The organism is Trinickia sp., from assembly GCF_051954495.1.
GTDB lineage: Bacteria > Pseudomonadota > Gammaproteobacteria > Burkholderiales > Burkholderiaceae > Trinickia.
In genome coordinates, this window is sequence record NZ_JBQCHR010000121.1 from 1 (window position 1) to 19,669 (window position 19,669).

General features: G+C 63.1%; 19 protein-coding genes. 4 read left to right on the top strand and 15 right to left on the bottom strand.

Annotation, left to right across the window (positions count from 1 at the left end; translation table 11 throughout):
* The coding region (locus ACTHNR_RS16210; protein WP_440548675.1) for a Tar ligand binding domain-containing protein at positions 1-419 on the bottom strand (419 nt) is incomplete at its 3' end.
* Between the two features lie 192 nt (positions 420-611).
* Positions 612-1,211, bottom strand: a complete 600-nt coding sequence (locus ACTHNR_RS16215) for a cytochrome b (RefSeq protein WP_440548676.1) — start codon at positions 1,209-1,211, stop codon at positions 612-614.
* Positions 1,212-1,324: 113 nt separating this feature from the next.
* On the opposite strand from ACTHNR_RS16215, the gene ACTHNR_RS16220 reads away from it, so the two are divergent.
* Positions 1,325-1,882, top strand: a complete 558-nt coding sequence (locus ACTHNR_RS16220) for a MarR family winged helix-turn-helix transcriptional regulator (RefSeq protein WP_440548677.1) — start codon at positions 1,325-1,327, stop codon at positions 1,880-1,882.
* Between the two features lie 26 nt (positions 1,883-1,908).
* Here ACTHNR_RS16220 and ACTHNR_RS16225 read toward each other — a convergent pair whose 3' ends face one another.
* From ACTHNR_RS16225 to ACTHNR_RS16240, 4 genes are all read right to left on the bottom strand, one after another.
* Positions 1,909-3,390 (bottom strand): aldehyde dehydrogenase family protein, encoded by a 1,482-nt coding sequence (locus tag ACTHNR_RS16225; protein ID WP_440548678.1) that lies wholly within the window; start codon positions 3,388-3,390, stop codon positions 1,909-1,911.
* 140 nt (positions 3,391-3,530) lie between these two features.
* A complete protein-coding gene (locus ACTHNR_RS16230; RefSeq protein ID WP_440548679.1) occupies positions 3,531-4,424 on the bottom strand; it encodes an intradiol ring-cleavage dioxygenase in 894 nt (297 codons plus the stop codon).
* On the bottom strand, positions 4,421-5,551 hold the full coding sequence (locus tag ACTHNR_RS16235; protein WP_440548680.1) for a maleylacetate reductase: 1,131 nt from the start codon (positions 5,549-5,551) through the stop codon (positions 4,421-4,423). The genes ACTHNR_RS16230 and ACTHNR_RS16235 overlap by 4 nt, the downstream gene beginning before the upstream one ends.
* Before the next feature lie 39 nt (positions 5,552-5,590).
* Positions 5,591-6,580, bottom strand: a complete 990-nt coding sequence (locus ACTHNR_RS16240; RefSeq protein WP_440548681.1) for an amidohydrolase family protein — start codon at positions 6,578-6,580, stop codon at positions 5,591-5,593.
* 604 nt (positions 6,581-7,184) lie between these two features.
* Here ACTHNR_RS16240 and ACTHNR_RS16245 point away from each other — a divergent pair.
* A complete protein-coding gene (locus tag ACTHNR_RS16245) occupies positions 7,185-7,490 on the top strand; it encodes a YciI family protein (RefSeq protein WP_440548682.1) in 306 nt (101 codons plus the stop codon).
* A 56-nt stretch (positions 7,491-7,546) separates the two neighbouring features.
* Here the strand turns inward: ACTHNR_RS16245 and ACTHNR_RS16250 are convergent, their stop codons facing one another.
* Positions 7,547-8,539, bottom strand: a complete 993-nt coding sequence (locus ACTHNR_RS16250; protein WP_440548683.1) for an AraC family transcriptional regulator — start codon at positions 8,537-8,539, stop codon at positions 7,547-7,549.
* 107 nt (positions 8,540-8,646) lie between these two features.
* Here ACTHNR_RS16250 and ACTHNR_RS16255 point away from each other — a divergent pair, with 107 nt between their 5' ends.
* Both ACTHNR_RS16255 and ACTHNR_RS16260 read left to right on the top strand, forming a co-directional pair.
* Positions 8,647-9,696 (top strand): SDR family oxidoreductase, encoded by a 1,050-nt coding sequence (locus tag ACTHNR_RS16255; RefSeq protein WP_440548684.1) that lies wholly within the window; start codon positions 8,647-8,649, stop codon positions 9,694-9,696.
* 63 nt (positions 9,697-9,759) lie between these two features.
* Complete coding sequence (locus ACTHNR_RS16260; protein WP_440548685.1) at positions 9,760-10,233, top strand: RidA family protein; 474 nt, start codon at positions 9,760-9,762, stop codon at positions 10,231-10,233.
* Here the strand turns inward: ACTHNR_RS16260 and ACTHNR_RS16265 are convergent.
* The 8 genes from ACTHNR_RS16265 to ACTHNR_RS16300 form a co-directional block, all read right to left on the bottom strand.
* Positions 10,228-11,046 (bottom strand): HpcH/HpaI aldolase/citrate lyase family protein, encoded by an 819-nt coding sequence (locus ACTHNR_RS16265; RefSeq protein ID WP_440548686.1) that lies wholly within the window; start codon positions 11,044-11,046, stop codon positions 10,228-10,230. The genes ACTHNR_RS16260 and ACTHNR_RS16265 overlap by 6 nt on opposite strands.
* A complete protein-coding gene (locus tag ACTHNR_RS16270) occupies positions 11,039-12,028 on the bottom strand; it encodes a 2-dehydropantoate 2-reductase (protein ID WP_440548687.1) in 990 nt (329 codons plus the stop codon). Before ACTHNR_RS16270 ends, ACTHNR_RS16265 begins: the two co-directional genes overlap by 8 nt.
* Positions 12,025-13,410, bottom strand: coding sequence for an MFS transporter (locus tag ACTHNR_RS16275; RefSeq protein ID WP_440548688.1), 1,386 nt, complete (start codon positions 13,408-13,410; stop codon positions 12,025-12,027). Before ACTHNR_RS16275 ends, ACTHNR_RS16270 begins: the two co-directional genes overlap by 4 nt.
* Before the next feature lie 59 nt (positions 13,411-13,469).
* Complete coding sequence (locus tag ACTHNR_RS16280; RefSeq protein WP_440548689.1) at positions 13,470-14,321, bottom strand: FAS1-like dehydratase domain-containing protein; 852 nt, start codon at positions 14,319-14,321, stop codon at positions 13,470-13,472.
* Entirely contained in the window at positions 14,318-15,487 is a 1,170-nt protein-coding gene (locus ACTHNR_RS16285; RefSeq protein ID WP_440548690.1) for a CaiB/BaiF CoA transferase family protein, read from the bottom strand. Before ACTHNR_RS16285 ends, ACTHNR_RS16280 begins: the two co-directional genes overlap by 4 nt.
* A 28-nt stretch (positions 15,488-15,515) precedes the next feature.
* Positions 15,516-16,955 (bottom strand): MmgE/PrpD family protein, encoded by a 1,440-nt coding sequence (locus tag ACTHNR_RS16290; protein WP_440548691.1) that lies wholly within the window; start codon positions 16,953-16,955, stop codon positions 15,516-15,518.
* Positions 16,956-16,991: 36 nt separating this feature from the next.
* Positions 16,992-18,203, bottom strand: coding sequence for a porin (locus tag ACTHNR_RS16295; protein ID WP_440548692.1), 1,212 nt, complete (start codon positions 18,201-18,203; stop codon positions 16,992-16,994).
* A gap of 88 nt (positions 18,204-18,291) precedes the next feature.
* Complete coding sequence (locus tag ACTHNR_RS16300; protein ID WP_440548693.1) at positions 18,292-19,617, bottom strand: MFS transporter; 1,326 nt, start codon at positions 19,615-19,617, stop codon at positions 18,292-18,294.
* Positions 19,618-19,669 lie beyond the last annotated feature (52 nt).

Genomic DNA, 19,669 nt, shown 5'->3' on the forward strand with positions numbered 1-19,669 from the left:
GCGGGCGGGTCGTTGGCGATCAAGGCGGCGAGCAGCGGTTCGAGCCCATTCTTTTTCAGATCGTCCCGCGCATCGCTGACGGTTGCCGCGATGCGCCTCTCCGGCTCGTCAGCGGAAAAGTTCGAGTAGGTAGCCCAGGCTTGATCCGAGTTCGAGAGATTGGATTTGATCGACTCGATATCCGCGTTCGTGACGCCTTGGCCGCCCGCATTCGCGATCTGATCCAGCCTCATACGCGCGCGTGCAATGAGCTTCAGTTGATGGTCCAGCGCCCGAAGGGCGGGCACCTCTTGAGATGCGCTCTGTAACACGGCGTCGGTCAGCTTGATGCCGTAGACGCCCGAAATACCGACGGCAACGAGCAGCGCCGCGAGCAAGCTGAAGGAGCACGCCAGAAGCATCCGAATTGTGAGTTGCACGGCCGTTCTCGCCCCGTAAGTTCGTCCAGCCGCATGGTTACGCATCAGCGGCTTAAATTCAACTATATTGCATGCATACATTAATGTTGTATTATCCGGTATGCGGAGCGAGCGTCAACGCGGTGAAATCGTGGATTTCCGAAACGTCGGCCTTGTGTTATCGGCCGACGTCTAACAGCACAATAGGCAGCCCTAAGGCGCGCTGACGTCGCGCGTCGCTCGCGGCGTGGCAGCCGGCGCTGCTCTGCGTCTCGATGGCAGCATGCGCAACAAGATGTCGTCCCGATCGACGAAATGATGCTTGAGCGCCGCGAGCACATGCAGTGCGATGATTGCGCCGGCACTCCAGGCGAACGCGCGATGGGTCCACATCCAGAAGTCGTAGCTCGTTTTGTCGACGGGCGCGAGCGGCGGCAAGTTGACAATGCCCAGCAGCGGCGCCGGATGCCCGGCGACTGAACTCCACATCCAGCCCGACAGCGGCGTCGCAATCATGGCGCCGGCATAAAGCAGCACATGCGCGCCCTTGGCGGCCGTTCGCATCGGCGCCGAAATCGTATCGGGCAGCGGCGGATAAGCGCGACGCCGCCACCAGCGGTAGGACAGGCGCGCCACGACGAGAACCAGCACCGTTGTGGCGATCGCCTTATGAACGTACAGGGCAGTGCCGCCGCGAGCTGCATCGCCGCGCAGGTGCGCGGAGCCGAAGCCGATGCACCAGACGGTCACAATGATCGCGGCCATCAGCCAATGAAACAGCCTTGCCCCGCGGGGGTATCGCAGTTGAGTCATGATTTCGTCTCCTATATAATTTCGCGCGCAATAATTGAAACCGCAAGCAGATGGGCGCTTGCCGTGCCGTCGCCCATGTCCGCATCCGTTTAGTCTCGCCGCGGCGGGCCGCGATGGTTTTCCTTCAGTTCGCCAACTCCGCCGACATGCCCGATCTCGATCATTACCGCTTCACCAGAGCGTTCCCGTACCTGCTCGCGAAGGTGGGGGTGCGCATGGAACAACTGTTCTCCGCCGAGTTGCGCAGCGACGACCTCACGCTGCCGATGTACCGCGTGATGGCCGCACTGCGGGAGCAGGAAGACCAGCGGCTCATCGATCTTGCCGAGATGGTGTCCAGCGAACTTTCGACACTGTCGCGGCTCGTCGGCAAGATGATCGCCAAGCGCTACGTCACACGCAAACGGCTGACCGACGACGGCAGAACCGTCTGCATTTCGCTCACACCGTCGGGGCGCGCGCTCGTCGAACGCTGGATACCACGCGCGATCTACTATGAGCAGCTCGCCACCGCCGGCCTCGACGCAGCGCAACTGAAGCAACTCAGGCTGCTGATGGATCACATCTTCGCCAACTTGCACCGTGTGGAGATCGGCGGACCCATGCCCGAACTGAATCCCGAACCCGCCGCGCGCCCGAAAGCACCCGCTGCCCGCAAGCCGAAACGCTGAACCGCCGCGCGCCGGCTCGCGCCCGCTCAGTTCTGCATGCCGAACGTCTGCGTGATTTGCTTGCGCTCGATGAAATCCTCGAGCGACGCAACCCCGCCCAAACGGCCCAGCCCGCTCGATTTGTAGCCGCCTTCCTCGAACTCGACGGCGATGTTCGCCCAGCCGTTGATCGAGATGAATCCCGCCTCGAGGCGACGCGACACACGGATCGGCCGGTCCACGTCGCGGCTCCATACGCAGGCGCTGAGCCCATATTCGCTGTCGTTGGCGAGCGCGACCGCCTCGTCTTCCGTGTCGAATATCTGCAAGGTCTGCACCGGCCCGAACACTTCCTGCTGCGCGATCGCAAGCGACGGATCCGTAATTTCCAGCAGCGCCGGCCGATAGAAATTTCCATCGGCCAGCGGCGGCTCGGTCACGATTCCGCCGCGCACGATCGCCCGCGCGCCGGCAGCCAGCGCCGCTTCGATCATCGTGTCGATCCGGTCGAGCGACGCCCGATCGATCAGCGGCCCCATGTCGCTCGACGGATCGGCGGCTGGCCCCGGCTTCACGGCGAGCAGCCGTGCCGCCAACGCGTCGCGCACACGCTCCGCCACGCCGCGCTGCGCCAAGATCCGGCTGCCGCACATGCAGAACTGTCCCGCGAAGACGGTCGAAGACTTCTCCAACACCGGCAGCACTGCGTCGAGATCGGCGTCGTCGAAGATCAGATGCGGCGTCTTTCCGCCCAGCTCTAGCCCGACCCGCTTCAAGTTCGCGGCCGCCGCGAGCGCGATCGCACGGCCGGTTCGCGTGCTGCCCGTGAAGCTCACGGTCTTGACGTACGGCGATTCGACGAGATGCTTCGCGCCGTCGGCGCCCGACTCGATGAAGATATTGACCGCGCCCTTCGGCAATTCCGCCACCGACGCCACGATCTCGCTCATCAACGCGGCGGTCTGCGCGGCCTGCATCGGCATCTTGAGGACGGCCGTGCAGCCGGCGGCCAAGGCCGGCGCGAGCGCACGCACGGACAAGTAAGCCGGCGAATTCCATGGGATGATCAGCCCCGCCACACCGATGGGCTGCACGATGCTCATGCCCTGAAAACCGGGGCGCGGATCCATCACGCGGCCGAAGTTCTGCAGCGCCAAACCGGCCGCGAAGCGCAGACCGCGCAATATCAGTCCGGCCTCGAAGCCGGCTTCATGACGCAGCTTGCCGTTCTCGCGACACAACGTTGCAACGACGTCGTCTCGACGAGCTTCGTATGCGTCGGCCAGCCGCATCAGCGCCACCGCGCGGCGCTGCGGATCGTCAGTCCAGCTCGTATCGCCGAATGCACGCGCGGCCGCCGCCACGGCAAGCCGCGCCTCTTGCTCGCCGCCGTCGTGATACGTGCCGATGACGCGGCCCGTTGCCGGGTCGACGCTTTTGCCTGTACGCGCGGAACTCGCCCACTGCCCGTCTATCCAGTGCCGCGCCTCGACTTGCGCCGGCACACCCTGCTCGGATTCAAGCTGCATATTCCTACACTCCTTTGCTTCGGTCATCGCTTCCAAGTATCTTATGATTCAAATGCAATATTTGCAATTGCAAATATATGGCCGGTATCCCCGCGCGCGCGATACGCGTGCGATTGCGTAATTCGCGGTGCGGGCCGGGATCAGTTTTCGCTTCGCTCGAGTACGAACGAACGAGCGGTCTTCCAGAACGGCCCTTCGTATCCGTAGATCTTGCCTTCCCGCGCGTCGTCCACCTTCTCGAATTCGCCGATCAGGCTTTCTTTCACGCCGAACACGGTGTCCTCGGCGAGATACGGGCAGTCGGGAGAGAAGATGTGCGTGATGACCGTCTCGTAGCCGGGCGCCCGAATCATGAAATGGATATGCGCGGCACGGTTCGGATGGCGCCCCAGCGTGGCAAGTAGCTTGCCGACCGGGCCGTCGTCGGGAATCGGGTAATCGCGCGGGCGCACGGTGCGGAACCAGAATTCGCCCTGAGCGCCGCTCTCGAATTTTCCGCGCAGGTTGCCCTCGGGCTGCACGCCCTTTTGCTGCACGTCGTAATAACCGTCGTCGTTGGTTTGCCAAACGTCGATCGTGGCGCCGGCCACCGGTCGGCCTTCGGTGTCGCTCACGGTCCCGCTCACGACCAGCGGCTCGCCCTTGCCGTCCAGGCAAATGTTGGCGCCCGCGGGCAGAGTCGGCACGCCATCGACGAAGAACGGGCCGAGGATGGTGTTCTCGGTCGCGTTCCCCGGACGCCGGTGATTGATCGCATCGACCAGCATCGACACGCCCAGCACGTCCGACAGCAGAATGAATTCCTGGCGCCAGTCGGTGCACTTCTGGCCGGTCTCGGTTAGAAAGCGGATCGCGGCCAGCCACTCCTCGTGCGTCGGCTCGATTTCCTTTACCGCCGCGTGCAGGTGGCGAACGACCGCCGCGGCCACCTGCGCCGTGCGCGGCGCAACGTTCGGACCGATACGGGCATTCACAGCCTCGGCCGAGTTCTGTTCGGAGAACAGCGGATAGGATCGCGTTGTCGAGTCGGTCATGATGCTTGTCCATCGTGGGGCGCTTCCGACGTCACGGCCGCGGGTTCCGCGCCGTCGCAGGCGCGCCGCAACAATGCGCGCAGGCCGTCGCGCTCAAGGGGCCGGGGGTTCCGGTACGGATTGGCAAGCGCGAGTTCGACCGCTCGCTCGATGCCGGCCTCGGGCATGCCGATGGCGCGCAGGCCGCGCGGGGCGCCGATCGCCGCGTTGAGTTGGTGGAGCGCCAAGCAGACGTCATCGACGTCGAGCGCCGCCGATAGGCGCCGCATGACATCGGGCACCGCGGGGGCGTTATAAGCGAGCGCATGCGGCAATACGAGTGCGTGCGTTTCGGCGTGCGGCAAATTGAATGCGCCGCCCAGGACATGGCAAAGCTTATGATGCAGCGCCATGTCCACGGAGCCGAGACATACGCCGGCAAGCCAGGCGCCATAGAGTGCGTCGGCGCGCGCGGCGCGATTAGCCGGATCGGCCTTGATCGCGGGCAATGCCTTGACGAGCGCGCGAATACTTTCGAGCGCAAGCGCGTTGATCACCGGATTGGCATCGCGTGCATACAACGCCTCGATCGCATGCGCGATCGCGTTCATGCCGCTCACGCCCGATATCGCAACGGGCAAGCGCATCGTCAAGTCCACGTCGTAGATCACGCTTTCGGGCAGGATCTTCGGGCTGCGTTGCGTGGTTTTGATGCCGTTCTCGGTCTGACCGAGAATCGGCGTCATCTCCGAGCCCGCATAGGTGGTCGGCAGGATGATTTGCGGCAAATCCGTTCGAAGCGCGATCGCCTTGGCAAGACCGGTCGTCGAGCCGCCGCCGATCGCAACGACGCCGTCGATGCCATGGGCCGCAACCATCGTCATGACCTCATCGGTCACCTCGACAGGGGTGTGCATCCGCGCGCCGTCGAAACTCGCGGCATGGCGTGGTCCAAGCCGGCCCGCCAATTCGTCGGCGACCTCGGCATGGGGTGGTCCATACAACAGGAGCGCGCGCGAAATCCCAAGCCGCTCGGCTTCCTCGCCAACTTGCGAGCGTGTGCCGTGACCGAATCTCACACGGCTTGGCAGCGCTTCGTACACGAATGGGATACAGCCGTTCACGGCGGAATAGAGCGTCTGATTCATGGCATCGATCCGGTAGAGCAGGGGTTAATGCTCCCCATGTTACGCGCTCAGTTTCAGCAATTGCTCGGCATTCGTGCGACCGATCTTGATCCGGTCGTTCTCGCTGATCGACGCGTGATCGAACCACTCGGCTGCATGATCCATGTTCTCGAACGGCCAGTCCGCCGAAAACAAGATTCGATCGGCGCCGATCTCGAGCATCGCATCGACGAGCGTCTGCGTGCGAAAGTTGCCCGACGTCGTGAGCCAAAAGTTGGTCCGAAAGTACTCGGCGATCGGACGGCGAGCCAAGTAGTTCGGCTTCGCGGATACCCACGCGTTGCGGTTGTCGATACGCCACATGCTGTACGGCAGTCCCTCGCCCATATGCCCGAGAATGATCTTCAGCGCCGGGTGCTCGTCGAACAGGCCCGAGCCCATCAGCCTCAACGCGTGAACGGCCGTTTCCTGGCCAAATGCCCAGGTCGGCCCCATCATCCATGGGTGGCCGTCGTAGATCGGCGCGCGCCCCGGCAACGGATTGCGCGGATGCAGATAGAACGGCACGTCGAGCGCTTCCAGCGCAGCCCAGAACGGCCGAAAGCGCGGCATGTCGTAGTAGAGCTCGCCACCGTGCTCGTCTTCGCTGAAACCGTTGACGAGCACGCCCACGAAGCCGAGCTCGCGCATGCAGCGCTGCGCCTCGCGAATCGCCAACTCGGGCGATTGCATCGGCAACGCCGCGAACGCGCGAAAGCGGTCGGGCCGCTTCGCAACCTGCTCGGCCAAAAAGTCGTTCGCGCGACGCGATAGTTCGTATGCCCGCTTCGGGTCACGAATCGCCTGCACGGCAGGCGCGTTCAGAGAAAGCGCCACGAGCTCGATTCCGCTGCGGTCCATCTCGGCGATACGACGTTCGTGGATATCGAGCAATCGGCTCTTGAGTTCGATCCAGTCGTCCGCGGGGACGAAGCCGGCCGAATCCTCGATCGTCTCGGCGATCGCGAAGTGCTCCTCGAGCGCGATTTTTTTCACGGTTTTAAAAGACATGCCATTCTCCAGTTCGGCAAAGAGGTGCGAATCCCGCGTGACGCGTGGATCCGAAATTTGTTTGATTCCTTAGTAATACTAAATATCCTTTGCGCGCGTCGTTTCGCGCAGTGGCTTCGCGAATACGCCCATCATTGTGCCGGACGCGAGCGCGACCAGAGCCGACGCAGGAGCCCGGGCTCGCCCAACACCGCTACCGCGACAGCCGCCGCAACGAAACCCGGCAGCAACACTCGCCGATATCCGACGCGGTCGATCACCCGCCAGTAGAAAAATGCCGACCTGAAACAGTCCCGCGGGTCGGGTATCGATCAGCGTCGGAATGTCGATGACGGGAGACGGGGTCTCGTCGTCGGGGGCGGTGATCATGATGGCATGCCGAAAGAAAGCGAGTCTCACTCTTGCCTCGATGCCGCCGGAACCGCGGCGTCGATCGCTGTTTATTTGCAAACGCAAATATTTCGGGCAGTATATATTTGCGTTTGCAAGAAAAAATAGGGGTAAACGTGAGTTAGTATCCGAATGCGGCGCAGGGAAGGACTGCGCGCGATGTGGCTCCGATGCGCTCTAACTTCGCACCTTCAACCTTATCGAGGTACGTTCGATGTTGTATGCCATTCATCTTCTGGACAACCACGGCACTGCCGACATTCGCGCGCAAGTGCGCCCGGCCCACAAGGCCTATCTCGCGACGGTCGCCGATCGCGTGGCGTTCGCCGGTCCGTTGCTTGCCGACGACGGCAAAACGGCGGTCGGCAGCCTGCTCGTCATCGATTTCCCGTCGCGCGAAGCGGTGCTTGCTTGGCTCGACGCAGAGCCGTTTACGCGCGCGGGACTGTACGCGGTAAGCTCGGTTCACAGGTTCGAGAATCTATGGCCGCAAAAGGTTGGATTTCCGCCGAACGCGTAATTCGGCGGCCGAAGATCAGGTATTCGACGGCGCTGCGCCGATCTGCGCTTCCTTCCTCAAACGCTGCTTGGCGCGCTTTCCGCGGCAGGGGAAGTGTCGGCGCATGCGGCATCGCGATATGCCTTCGGCGAGCGGCCTGTGACGCGCTTGAATGCGTTGCTGAATGCACTCTCCGAGGAATAGCCGAGCGACTGGGCAACGACGGCGACCGCGGCGTTCTCGTCGCGCAGCCGGCGCTCGGCAAGACGCATACGCCACTGCCCGAGATAGGTCAGCGGCGCGACGCCGGCGCTCGCCCGGAAGTGAGACGCGAACGTGGTCCGCGACATCGCGCAGGCGGCGGCCAATTCGTCCAGATGCCATGCGCGTGCGGGATCGCCGTGCATGAGGCGCAGCGCGGGGGCAATGCGCGGGTTGCCCAACGCGCGCAACCACCCCTCCATAGGGGCAGACGATCTCAGGTGAGCGCGCAGTATCTGAATGAAAAGTAGCTGCGACAGTTGAGCCGATACGAGCGGCGCGCCAGGCAGATCGCTCGCGCGCTCTTCCACCAATTGCTGTAGAAGCCACCGGAATTTGTCTGCCTGCGGCGACGCAGCCGGAACGTGGATCCACGGCGGCAGAACGTCCGAGAGCAGACCGCCGCTCGTGCGATCGAGCAGAACATGTCCCCCGATCTGGACGAAGTCGTCGCCGCTGCCCACCCTGACCGCCGTGCGTCCAGCGCCCGAGAACAACGCCATTGCGTCGACCGGCGCAACCCGTGGATCGCTTGCGAGGACGAACGATCGCTTCGCCGTGAGCAGACCGACGTCTCCGCATCGGAAGCAAATCGGCTCTACGTGCCCATCGATAGCAACCCAGCAACTGCCCTTCAGTACGGCAAAGAACTTGATCTTGTCCGGCGCCGGAAAACGAATGGCCCAAGTGCCGCCGGCCGAGAAGCCGCCCGTCGTCAACGACTCGGCTTTCGTCAATTTAAGGATGTCGGAGAAGGGATCGGCCATCATGATCGTACTGTCGCGCAAGTAAATCGCACTATAGAGCATTAACAATTCCGAGGCTGGATCGTAATCTCCCGTTTCTTCGTCCGGGGCAACGACAGGTCGCGACCATCGCGCATCTGCCCTCCCGATCTGCCTTTCTGGAACTCGACATGCACTCCACCAGCAACGACGTATCGGTTCTCGTCACCGGAGGAACCGGCTTCATCGCGCAGCACTGCATCTTGGCGCTGCTGAGCCACGGCTATCGTGTGCGAACCACGGTTCGTTCCCCGACGCGAGAAGGCGAGGTACGCGAAAACCTAAGAACGGGTGGGCTCGAGCCCGGCGATCGTCTTTCGTTCGTCACGGCCGATCTCAATGCGGATGATGCCTGGCCGGAAGCCGTTGCCGGCTGCGCCTATGTGATGCACGGGGCTTCGCCGACGCCGACGGGCAATCAGACGAGCGAAGACGACTGGATCAGGCCCGCGGTCGATGGCAATCTGCGCGTACTACGTGCCGCGCGCGACGCCGGCGTGCGGCGCGTGGTGCTGACTTCGGCTTTCGGCGCGATATGCGCCGGGCATGGCCCGATGAAGCGGCCATTCGACGAAACCGACTGGAGCGAGCTCACGAGCAAGAACGTCTGGCCGTATCAGAAGTCGAAGACGCTATCGGAGCGCGCTGCATGGGACTTCGTCGCCCGTGAAGGAAGGGGTTTGGAATTGTCCGCCGTCAATCCGGTCACCGTGGTGGGCCCCGTTCTTGGCGCCGACTATTCTCACTCCATCCGGCTGATCAAGAACATGTTGGACGGTCAGCCCGGCAACCCCAAGATCAACTCGGGATTCGTCGATGTGCGGGATGTGGCCGATCTGCACGTGCGCGCCATGACGCATGCAGCGGCCAACGGCGAGCGTTTTCTCGCCGTTGCCGGCGAAAGCATGTGGCTGGCGGAAGTTGCACGAGTTTTGAAAGCGCGTATGGGGCGGGCCGGGCGCCACGTCTCCACGAGAGTGTTGCCGAACTGGCTGATACGCCTCGGCGCGCTGCGAGATCCCGCGCTCAGAGGATCGCTGCCGCTCCTGGGCTTGAATTTGAACGCTTCCGGCGAGAAGGCCAAGCGCCTGCTCGATTGGTCGCCCCGTTCGCGCGAAGACGCCATTGTCGCGACTGGCGAGAGCCTCCTGCGTCTGGGGCTGCTACGCGATAAACCATAGCGGTTCCCTGGGAACAACGCGGGACACCACGAACACCACTCTTCTCTACTCTCAGGAGATTGCATGCCAGAAACGACTACGGCCCGTCTCGCGACGCTCGGATTGACCCTCCCCTCTCCCATTGCGCCGCTCGGTTCTTATCGAACGGTCTCGATCATAGGAAATCAGGCGCACGTCTCCGGCCTCGGGCCGTTCGAAAACGGCGCCCCTGTTTCAGGCGTCGTCGGCGAAGACATGACGATCGAACGCGCACAATACTGTGCACGACTGACGATGCTGATGATCTTGGCTTGTCTTAACGAACAGTGTGGTCTCGATCACGTCAAGCGTTGCACACGCCTCACCGTCTACGTGCGTGCATCGGCATCCTTCACGCAGCATCCGGCAGTGGCGAACGGCGCCAGCGACGTGCTGCTGGATCTCTTCGGCCCGAACCTGCTGCCGGCCCGAAGCGCGATCGGCGTGCACACGCTGCCCATGGGAATTCCGGTCGAGATCGACAGCGTGTTCGAACTCGACGGCAACAGCGGTTCATAGCCTCGTTTTTTGTTCGTCGGGAGCAAGGCTCATAATCTGCTGGGCCCGCAGTACGACGGGCCTATCCACCATGCTCCCGTCGATCATTGCCGCGCCGCCGTCGGCCTCCTTTCCCGCCTGAAGAATACGTCGCGCCCAGGCGATGTCCTGCTCCGAGGGCGCATAGCACTGATTCACCTTGGAAACTTGCTTCGGGTGAATGCAAAGTTTCCCGAAAAATCCGAATCGCTTTCCATTGATCGTATCGCGCGCAAGTTGCAACTCATCGTGAACCGACGTCGTGACACCATCGATCGGTGCGTCGATACCGGCGGCACGCGATACCTTCGTCAGCTCGCCCCGGAAGCCGTTCAGTTCCTCGTTCTCGACTTCCAGCTGCATATCCAGCATGAAGTCCAAGGTGCCGAACATCAGCTGGCGGACGCACCGCCCCCCTGCAATATCGAGTGCGTTGCACATCCCTTTTGCACTCTCGATCAGCGGGAAGACGACCGTCTCTCGTTTCGCCGCGGCCAAGAGCGCAGCCACGTCATCGGCGCATTCCGCTTTCGGCAAGACAAGCCCCGCGATGCCCGGCAGACTGCACAATCGCGCGTCTTCCTCGAACCAAGGCGTGGCCCGTCCGTTCACGCGGATGTACACCTCGCGGTCCGCCCTCGCCCAGGCCGCCACGAAACCGCGAGCCGACACCTTATCGGCCGGTGCGACTGCATCTTCGAGGTCGATGATGACAGCGTCGGCGCCGCTATCGAGTGCGCGATCGAATCTGTCCGGCCTGCTGCCGGGTACGAAAAGATACGAACGGCTACGCATGCTCGACGCCCCCGTGCTTCTGCGCCCGCAGACGCAACAGCGCCAGCACGTAATCGATCGTAGGCGTGCCGAGTCCCGCTATTTCTCGCATTGCCTCGATCGAATCCGTGATTGCTTGATATTCCAGCGGGCGTCCTCGCTCTAAATCCTGCAACATCGACATCTTGTGATGCGGCGCCGAACGCGGCGCCGCCAGGCGTTCTTCCACCGAAATAGGAGGAGCGCCGCCCAGTGCGGCTGCAACGGCATCGGCTTCCTCCATCATCGTGCGCACGAGCTCGACGACGCCAGGGCTGTCGACGAGCTCCCCCCACGTCGCAAACGTCAACACCGCAACGGGATTCCAGCACAAGCTGCTGATCATCTTGAGCCACAGCCAACCGCGGACGTTATCGACGACGGGCGATTCGAAGCCCGCGGCGCACATCGCCTCCGATAGACGCCGCACACGCGGCGAATCCGAACCGTCGGGCTCGCCCAGCGGCAGCTTGGCGTAGCTGCCGTCTTGACGGACGACGCCGGGAGCAACGACTTGTGCCGCGACGCGAAACACGCAGCCGAGCACGCGCTCCGGCGCGATCGCGCGCCATAGGGCGCCCCCTGGATCGAGCCGCTCGATTTGACGATTCTCGTGAACGCCCGCTTGCCCATAAAAATACCAATACGGAATACCCGTCGTCGGCGGAATCACCGACGTGTCCTCGCCAATCAGCGGCTGAATCGACTCCGTGACGTGCGCCAATTGGTGCTGCTTCAGCGCGATGAATACGTAGTCTTGCGCACCGAGCGAGGCGGGATCGTCGGTGGCATGCACGCCAGCCTCGAACTCCCCCTCATCGTCGACCACACGTACGCCTCGCTCGCGAATCGCCGCTAACGATTCGCCACGCGCGATCATGCTCACTTCCACATTGGGAACACGGGCGAGACGTCCGGCGATGAGACTACCGATCGCGCCCGCCCCATAAATACAGACCTTCATCGCGCAACTTCTCCGGGCATCCGCTTGATCTCGCCACGCTGACTATCGGTCTCGTGCGTGTCCGCGCGGCCTTCCGCAATCGCTAATAGATCCACGTCGCGCGTCTCGGGACCGGCCCACGCACTAAGCAGAAACAGCAGCCCGCCGACGCATTCGAGCACCAACGGCGTGTATTCGTACGGCATGAACTTCTGCAGGCCAAGCAGCCAAAAGCTGTACAGCCCTGGCACGATCACGCTCAAGTAGTAAGCAAGCGAATAGCCCGTCGAGCGCATGCGCGTCGGAAAGCATTCGTTCAGATAGGTGATGACCACGCCCAGCGACCCGCTCGCGACGATCATCAAAGCCGATATCGCTATGCCCATGCCCACTGCGTTTGGCGCGCCTTTTCCGTATCCGACGATCGTGTGATAAATGAACGGCGAAAGCGTGATCGCCACACCGAATATCATCAACATCCGCCGCCGCCCGATCTTTTGGCTCAATACGCCGAACGCGACAACCGCGATCATCACCGCGACGTTGGCCACGATCGCCCATTTCGTGAAGATCGAAGCCGGCACGTGCAGATAGCCCATCATCAAGGACGGCAGCAGCGACAAGGCCATCTGATTGCTGAACCAGTAGCCCGTCATCATGAGAAAGAGAATGGCTGCCTTGCGCACATGCTGGCGATTGCCCAACAGCTCGCCCAGCGGCTGCTTTTTCGCATGCGTGCCCCGCAGCGCCTTGAATTCCAGCTCGGGCACCCCGGCGTAGTAGAACAGATAGACGACCCCGAGCAGGACGCCCACGAGGAAGGGCAAGCGCCACCCCCAGGCCGTGTACTCGTCTCTCGAGATGAACAGCAGCAGCACGTACTGAATGATGTTGATCGCGATCACCGAGAATACCGCCGAGGCCGCCATCACGCCGCCCACGAGCCCGCGCATGCGAATGGGCGATCGTTCGAGAGCGAGTGGGAGCGCCGAGGCGTAGCCGCCGCCGAGAAAAATGCCGTCGAGAAAGCGCAGCAGAATGAAAAGCACGACCGAGACATAGCCCCACTGCGCATAGCCCGGCATGATCGACAGCACGAAAGTCACGGCAGTAAATCCCGCCGACGCCAGCATCGCGACCTTCTTGCGCCCGTATTTATCGCTTAGCGGCCCAAAGATCAGCCCGCCTAGCGGGCGGCCGAGCAGCGTTGAAGTGAAGATCAGCGTGCTGACGGTCACTTGAATCGATGCGGGCAACGACTTCGGTATGAAATAGCCGATGATTGCCGGCAGGATGAACGCCGGCAAATAAATGTCGAACGTATCGATGAACATCATGAACGCTCCGCCGAACATGGAGCGTCTGGCCGCCGGCGATAGACTCGCGGCTGTCGGCTGATTCATGGCAATGTCTCCTCGATTGAATTTCCGGGCGGAGCGCCTCGAGACGCCCGCCGCATGGGTCACGCGAATGTCGCTTCCGCTTGCATCGATACGCTGCCGTCGGGCAACGCGGTCCACACCGTCGCTTCGGCGCCGTTCACCGATGCGTTGATCGTCAGCGCTGCGCCGAGCAAGCTCGGCTGCATGCCGCGATAGCGGAACGTCCTCAGCGGTTTGCCGACGATCTCTTCGGCGTACATGGCAAGCAGCGTCGCGTGCAGCGGACCATGAATCACCAAATTGCCGTACCCCTCCACCTCGCGGCAATAATCGACGTCGTAATGAATGCGGTGCCCGTTGAACGTCAGCGCCGAATAACGGAACAACGTCGTCGAGTTCGGATCGAAACGCCGGCTGTGCTGCACCTCCGGCATGGCGGACTCGACTCGCGCCGCAGACCGGGACCCCGGCGGCGCCGGCTCCTTATAGACGATGTCGTGATACTCGGTGATCGCGGTGCGTCCTTCATGAAGCACGTCATGGCGCACCGTGACGAACACGAGTTCACCGCTGCGTCCTTGCTTGTGCTCGACCGACTCGATCCTCGATCGCTTTTCCACGGCCGCACCCAACGGCAGCGGCGCCGCGAACTCGAGCCGGCCTCCGGCCCACATGCGGTTCGGCAGCGGCACCGGCGGTAGGAACCCGCCGCGAGCGGGATGGCCATCGCGGCCCAGCTCGGAAGGGGGCAAGCCGGTCAAAAAATAGATCCAGTGCCACAGCGGCGGCAACGGCGCGCCCTCGGATAGCGCAGCGGGGTCGATGCCCAGCGTGGCCGCCATCAAACGCGCGTGACGAACCGATAGCGTGTCGGCATCCGACGTTTCAGTCCCCACCCATTGTTTCAAATGTGCAATATCGATCCGACTCATGAGGGTTCTCCGACGGCCGCGCACGCAAACTCCTCGCGCAACGCGGCCCCTTGTTGATTGAGGCCAGGGGCGGGCATGAAACGCTGCGCATCCCACGGCGCGCGCACGGCGGGCGCGATTAGTTGAAGCTCTCGATCTCCGACCCGCATCGGCCAGGTGCGCAGCGCCGGATGCTCGGCCATGTCGGCCACCGAACGAACCTGCCCGAACGCCGTGTTCGATTCCGAGAGCCGAGCTAGCGCCTCGCCGGTATCGACTTGGGCGAACGCCGCCGAAATCATTGCATCGAGCGCCGCGCGGTTTTGCACGCGCGCATTGTTGCTCGCGAAACGTTCGTCGCGCGCGATGTCGGGCTCGCGCAGAAAGATGGCGCAAAAGCTTTGCCATTCACGCTCGTTTTGAATGCTGATCACGATGTCCCGGCCGTCGCGCGTCGTGTAGGCGCCATAGGGCGCAATGGAAGGATGCCTCACGCCCTGCCGAGTCGGCGCACCCTTTCCGTATGCTTCGTGAACATAAGGGATCGTCATCCAATCGGCGGCGCCGTCGAATAGCGAAACCGACACGCCCGTGCCCGTGCCCGTTCGCTCGCGCAGCGCCAATGCCGAAAGCACCGCGATCGTCGCATTCATCCCCGCGCCGATATCGCAAATGGACACGCCGATGCGGCCATACCCTTCCGGCGTCCCGGTAATCGACACGAGGCCGCTCTCGCATTGAACCAGCATGTCGTACGCTTTGAGCGCGCTCGCCGCGCCTTCGCCGTAGCCGGTGATGTCGCACGTGACGAGCCGCGGGTTGCTTTCGCGCAGCGAAGGGCTGTCGAGGCCGGCACGCGCGAGCGCACCGGGCGCGAGATTTTGGACGAATACATCGGCTTTCGACACGATGCGCTTGAGCAACGCCGCGTCTTCCGGCTGTTTGAAGTCGAGCACCAACGACTCCTTGCCGCGATTGGTCCAGACGAAATACGACGACTCCCCGTTCGCCGCGTCGTCGTAGCCGCGAGCGAAATCGCCCTCCGCTCGCTCGATCTTGATGACGCGAGCGCCCATTTCAGCGAGGCGGCCCGTGCACAACGGCGCCGCCAGCGCCTGTTCTATCGACACCACGAGCAGCCCTTCCAGCGGTTTCGAACTCGTTTGCTTTGCCGCGAATGCGGTCATGTCATCTCCTTGCCTTGCAATCCGTGAATCAAGCTGCATCGATGGGCCCCGCCGGCACGATCGTCTTCATCAAGCCGGACACCTCACGCAGCGTCTCGAGATTCATCAATGCGTCGACAGCGGCATCGATCTGCGTGGGCGTGAGCACGCGCTGCGCGTTATGCGCGAATTTCGCGATCAGCGCGGCGTCGTCGATTTCGAACCCCGGACGGGGCGTGCCGTAGGCGAACGTCGTTTCGTCGGTGTAGGTCTGGCCGTTCGCGCTCACTTCGATGCGGCCAAGACTCATTAGCCGGTCTTTGAGCGGGCGGCGCGTGTACTCGGGGTGCACGGCGCACGTCACCTTATCCATGAACCGGAGAATCTTCTCGTCGCGCATCGTCGCCTCGTCTTGCCACTCGGGGCCGATCGGGATGCCGTGAGCGGCGACCGCGAAGTTGTACGCCGCGCTGAACTGCGCGTCGATCGCGCTGCGGATCGTGCGGTTCTGCAAATGCGGCTTTTCGCAATACTGCGGGCCGAACACTTGGATGCGGTCGATGTCCTCCGGCTCGAGCGCATGCCGATCGATCATCCGGTAGAACAGGTCCAGGCTCGAATGCAGCACGCGACAGCACGGATAAGGCTTGTATTGCTGTTCGGAGAAAAGCCACTCGTCGCGGATGCCCGCCAGCACCTTTTCCGGCATCCACGTATCGCTCCCCGTGAAACGCCACAGCCCGCTCGCGCCGTCGAACAGCGTCTCATCGCCGAGGTACCCCATTTCGGCGAGATAGCAGGCGATGATCGCCCCCGTACCCTGCCATCCGGGCGTACCGTACTTGACCATCGACGTCGGCACGCTGTAGGACAGCTTTCCGTGCGTCGGCACTTGCGTGTAATGGCCCGACAAGCCGAGCGCGTGCACCATCCGCTGCGTCTCGAGCCCCATCAGCCGGCCCACGCCGGCGGCCGCGCCGACGTTGAATCGCGACCCGCCGTACGGCGTCGTCCATTCGTAACGTTGCGCGTCGGGCCCTTCGGCAATGACCTGAATCATCGGCGACATGCCCCGCGTGATGCGCATCGCCACCTCATGCGACAGCACCGTTGCGAGGATGAGGTCCTTGCCCGTCGAGTTGCGCTGTTCGGCAATCGCCATCACCGGCGGCACGACGTAAGGCGAGACGTGTCCCCCCGGAATCACGAGCGCGTCGTAGTCCATCGCGTTGATGAGCTCGCCGTTGGCCATCACGGCGTTGCTGGCGGACACCTTGCCCGCCACCCCGATGATCGAGGCCTCCTGCGGGCCGCCAAGCCGCTGCGACAACGCGATGCAAATCCGCCCCTTCTCCGACGATATCGACGCGAGCGCACAACCGATCGAGTCGAGCAGCACGCGCTTCGCTTCATGGACGATCGCATCGGGCAGATCGTCGAATCCTGCCTCGGCTGCAAAGTGCGACAACCCTTTCAGCACATCAGTCATTTCCTTTCCCTCAAACGTGAATCTCGTACGGGTCCTTCAAAATGCCACGACGAGTCCCGCCGAAACGCCTAGCGGATGGCTTTGCGTCGTCTTGGTTCCATAGCCGATCACCTGATTGCCCGACAGCGAGGTTCGATCGATTTCGCCGTACAGGTAGGTGGTTTTCGACAAAGAATAGGTCGCCGCGAACATCAGCAGATCCTTTTTTCCGCTCGTACCGGAGGCGGCGCCCGCCGCCGGCGCGATCGGCGTATCCACCCAGGTTCGAAACCAGCCGCCCGCCAAATCGAGGTACGGGGACACTGTCCAGTTCGCGCCGAACCACCCTACTCGCACCCGCGTATCGCCCCGCGCCGGCGTCAAGGGCAGCCCGGGGACCACGCTGTTCAGCGCCCCGGCCAGGCGCTCGTCGTTGTAACCGCCCGATACGCGCACGGGCCCGAATTTGTACGCGGCGCCGGCGGACCACGACCGATCCGAATAGGTCGGCGTATTGGCGTTGACGGCGGGCTCCCCGGCGACGGCAGGCGGCCCGGCAACCGCCGGCACACCGGTGGATACGCCGCCGGTAGTCGCGATCTTGCGCGTCGTATAAGAACCGGCGATCGCCAACGGACCCGACTTGTAAGCGAGCGATCCGGCTGTCGCCGCATTCGTGGTGACCGAGCCCGCTACATTGCCGAACGAGTGTTCCGCACGGACCGTGATCGGGCCGAATATGCCCGTGTACTGCACATCGTTGTGAAAGCGTATCCCTGCAGTCACCTGCGAGACACTGCTGCCGGGCACGATGGCGCTGACAGGATCGATCGTGGGAAAGCGATAGTTGAAGGGATCGTAGTCGTAGCTCGTGCGCCAGCCCACGCTGTAGTTCTGCCCGAGATCGATCGTGCCCCAGCGCGCGTGCGTGATGCCCACGATCGCCAGCCGCTGGAACAACGCCCGCGTGCCCGTGACCGGCGACCCGGTCGTCGATTCGAGCGCGCCGCTGCCGGAGTTCCAGCCCGTTTCCAGGTTGAAGTGCGCGCTCATGCCGCCGCCGAGATCCTCGACCCCCTTGAAGCCGAGCCTGTTCGGCGTGGACGTGCCGTTCGAGCCCATGCTCAACGAGCTTTCGCCCGCCGCGTTCGCCTCCCGAACGTAGCGTAGCCCCGCATCGTACAAACCATAAATCGTCACACTCGACTCCGCATGTGCCGCGGTTGCGAACATGGCCAGCACACCAGTCACCATAAAACGCTTTCTCATTCCTGTCTCCAAAATGTCTTTTTTTAAATGTCCCGCCGCTCGATTGCTCCGCAATCGGCAGCGGTGAGGGCGTCGCGCTTAGCCGAAGTCAACCGGCAGGCACGAGTTCGGCTTTCTCCCTGGGATCCCGGTGCAAACGTCTGGAGACACCGAGCAGGCAGATCGCGCCCACCGAACAGCAGACGACGCACGTGCTCGAGAGCGCGCCGCCAAGCGCCAATGAGCCGGCGCCGAAAACGTGGTCGGCAATGAACGCGACGAGGGTCGGGGCAACGGCCGATCCCATGACGCCAACCCAGGAAAAATGCAGCCCGCTGACCTTGCCTACTTGTGTAGAGGGGGAAAGTTGGACGACGAGCGCGGTGCCGATCGTGAATAGCCCAGAGGTGCAGAAAATGAGCGCGGCAACCAGCCACCACACGGTGGCGAGCGACGACGCGCGGGGAATCGAATACGCGGGAATCGACGCCGCCACGCAGAGCACCACGCCCAGCACAGGGACGAACGCGACGCCGAAGCGTTTGCGCACGACATCGACGAGCACACCCGCGCTGAACTGACTCGACGTGCTCAGCGCGAGAATGATCAGACCGAACGTGAAGCCGACCTGTCCGCCGGATGCATGCCACGTGCGGTTGATCAGCGCCGGCAGCCACGTCGTGTAGCTCGTCCACAGCATGATGGTCGCCGCATTTCCCAGAAACAGCGGCAAGAACACAGGCCAGCGGCTACGCAACGTCGCGAGCCCCGACGCATGCCCGTCGCGCGTACCGCTGGCGCGTGAGGCGCGCGTGGGTTCCGGAAACGTCCATACGAGCAGCGCAACCGGCAGCGACGCCGCGCCGCATGCGATGAGCACCACTTGCCAGCTCTGCGTCGAACCTATGATCGGCAGTACGATCGATGCGGCGTCCCCGATCAAATACAAAATCGCGCCGCCTGCAATCAGCGCGCTACCGGCGCCGAGGCTGGCTCCCATCGACCAGATCGCTATCGCGCGTCCCCGGTAGCGCGGCGCGAACGTATCGCGGATTAACGACATGCTGGAAGGCCCGCAGGCCGACTCGCCGACGCCCACGCCGCAGCGCCCCAGAAAGAGCGAGGCGAACGTCGACGCCGTCCCGCAAAATATCGTCGCGAGTCCCCAGAAGCCGATGCCCGCTGAAAGCGCGGCGCGGCGGGACACACGGTCGACGATCGCGCCGATCACGATGCCGCCAAGCGTGTAGGTCGCAATGAACGCGGCCCCGATCAGCAGACTGATTTGCGTGTCGCTGATGCCCAGGGACCGCTTCATCGGCTGGATCAGCAACGGCAGCGCCGTGCGGTCGATGAACGCCACAGCATTGACGAAGCAGAGCGTCGCCGCCATCCACCAGTGCGCGCGTGTAGGCGCAATCGAATCCGTTTGCACATTCGTCTCCATTTACGTTGTCTCGCAATCTGTCTCGGCGTGCGGCGGCATG

Coding starts and splice junctions, on each gene's coding strand:
- ACTHNR_RS16215 (WP_440548676.1), bottom strand. CDS start 1,211: ATGACTCAACTGCGATACCCCCGCGGGGCAAGGCTGTTTCATTGGCTG.
- ACTHNR_RS16220 (WP_440548677.1), top strand. CDS start 1,325: ATGGTTTTCCTTCAGTTCGCCAACTCCGCCGACATGCCCGATCTCGAT.
- ACTHNR_RS16225 (WP_440548678.1), bottom strand. CDS start 3,390: ATGCAGCTTGAATCCGAGCAGGGTGTGCCGGCGCAAGTCGAGGCGCGG.
- ACTHNR_RS16230 (WP_440548679.1), bottom strand. CDS start 4,424: ATGACCGACTCGACAACGCGATCCTATCCGCTGTTCTCCGAACAGAAC.
- ACTHNR_RS16235 (WP_440548680.1), bottom strand. CDS start 5,551: ATGAATCAGACGCTCTATTCCGCCGTGAACGGCTGTATCCCATTCGTG.
- ACTHNR_RS16240 (WP_440548681.1), bottom strand. CDS start 6,580: ATGTCTTTTAAAACCGTGAAAAAAATCGCGCTCGAGGAGCACTTCGCG.
- ACTHNR_RS16245 (WP_440548682.1), top strand. CDS start 7,185: ATGTTGTATGCCATTCATCTTCTGGACAACCACGGCACTGCCGACATT.
- ACTHNR_RS16250 (WP_440548683.1), bottom strand. CDS start 8,539: ATGCTCTATAGTGCGATTTACTTGCGCGACAGTACGATCATGATGGCC.
- ACTHNR_RS16255 (WP_440548684.1), top strand. CDS start 8,647: ATGCACTCCACCAGCAACGACGTATCGGTTCTCGTCACCGGAGGAACC.
- ACTHNR_RS16260 (WP_440548685.1), top strand. CDS start 9,760: ATGCCAGAAACGACTACGGCCCGTCTCGCGACGCTCGGATTGACCCTC.
- ACTHNR_RS16265 (WP_440548686.1), bottom strand. CDS start 11,046: ATGCGTAGCCGTTCGTATCTTTTCGTACCCGGCAGCAGGCCGGACAGA.
- ACTHNR_RS16270 (WP_440548687.1), bottom strand. CDS start 12,028: ATGAAGGTCTGTATTTATGGGGCGGGCGCGATCGGTAGTCTCATCGCC.
- ACTHNR_RS16275 (WP_440548688.1), bottom strand. CDS start 13,410: ATGAATCAGCCGACAGCCGCGAGTCTATCGCCGGCGGCCAGACGCTCC.
- ACTHNR_RS16280 (WP_440548689.1), bottom strand. CDS start 14,321: ATGAGTCGGATCGATATTGCACATTTGAAACAATGGGTGGGGACTGAA.
- ACTHNR_RS16285 (WP_440548690.1), bottom strand. CDS start 15,487: ATGACCGCATTCGCGGCAAAGCAAACGAGTTCGAAACCGCTGGAAGGG.
- ACTHNR_RS16290 (WP_440548691.1), bottom strand. CDS start 16,955: ATGACTGATGTGCTGAAAGGGTTGTCGCACTTTGCAGCCGAGGCAGGA.
- ACTHNR_RS16295 (WP_440548692.1), bottom strand. CDS start 18,203: ATGAGAAAGCGTTTTATGGTGACTGGTGTGCTGGCCATGTTCGCAACC.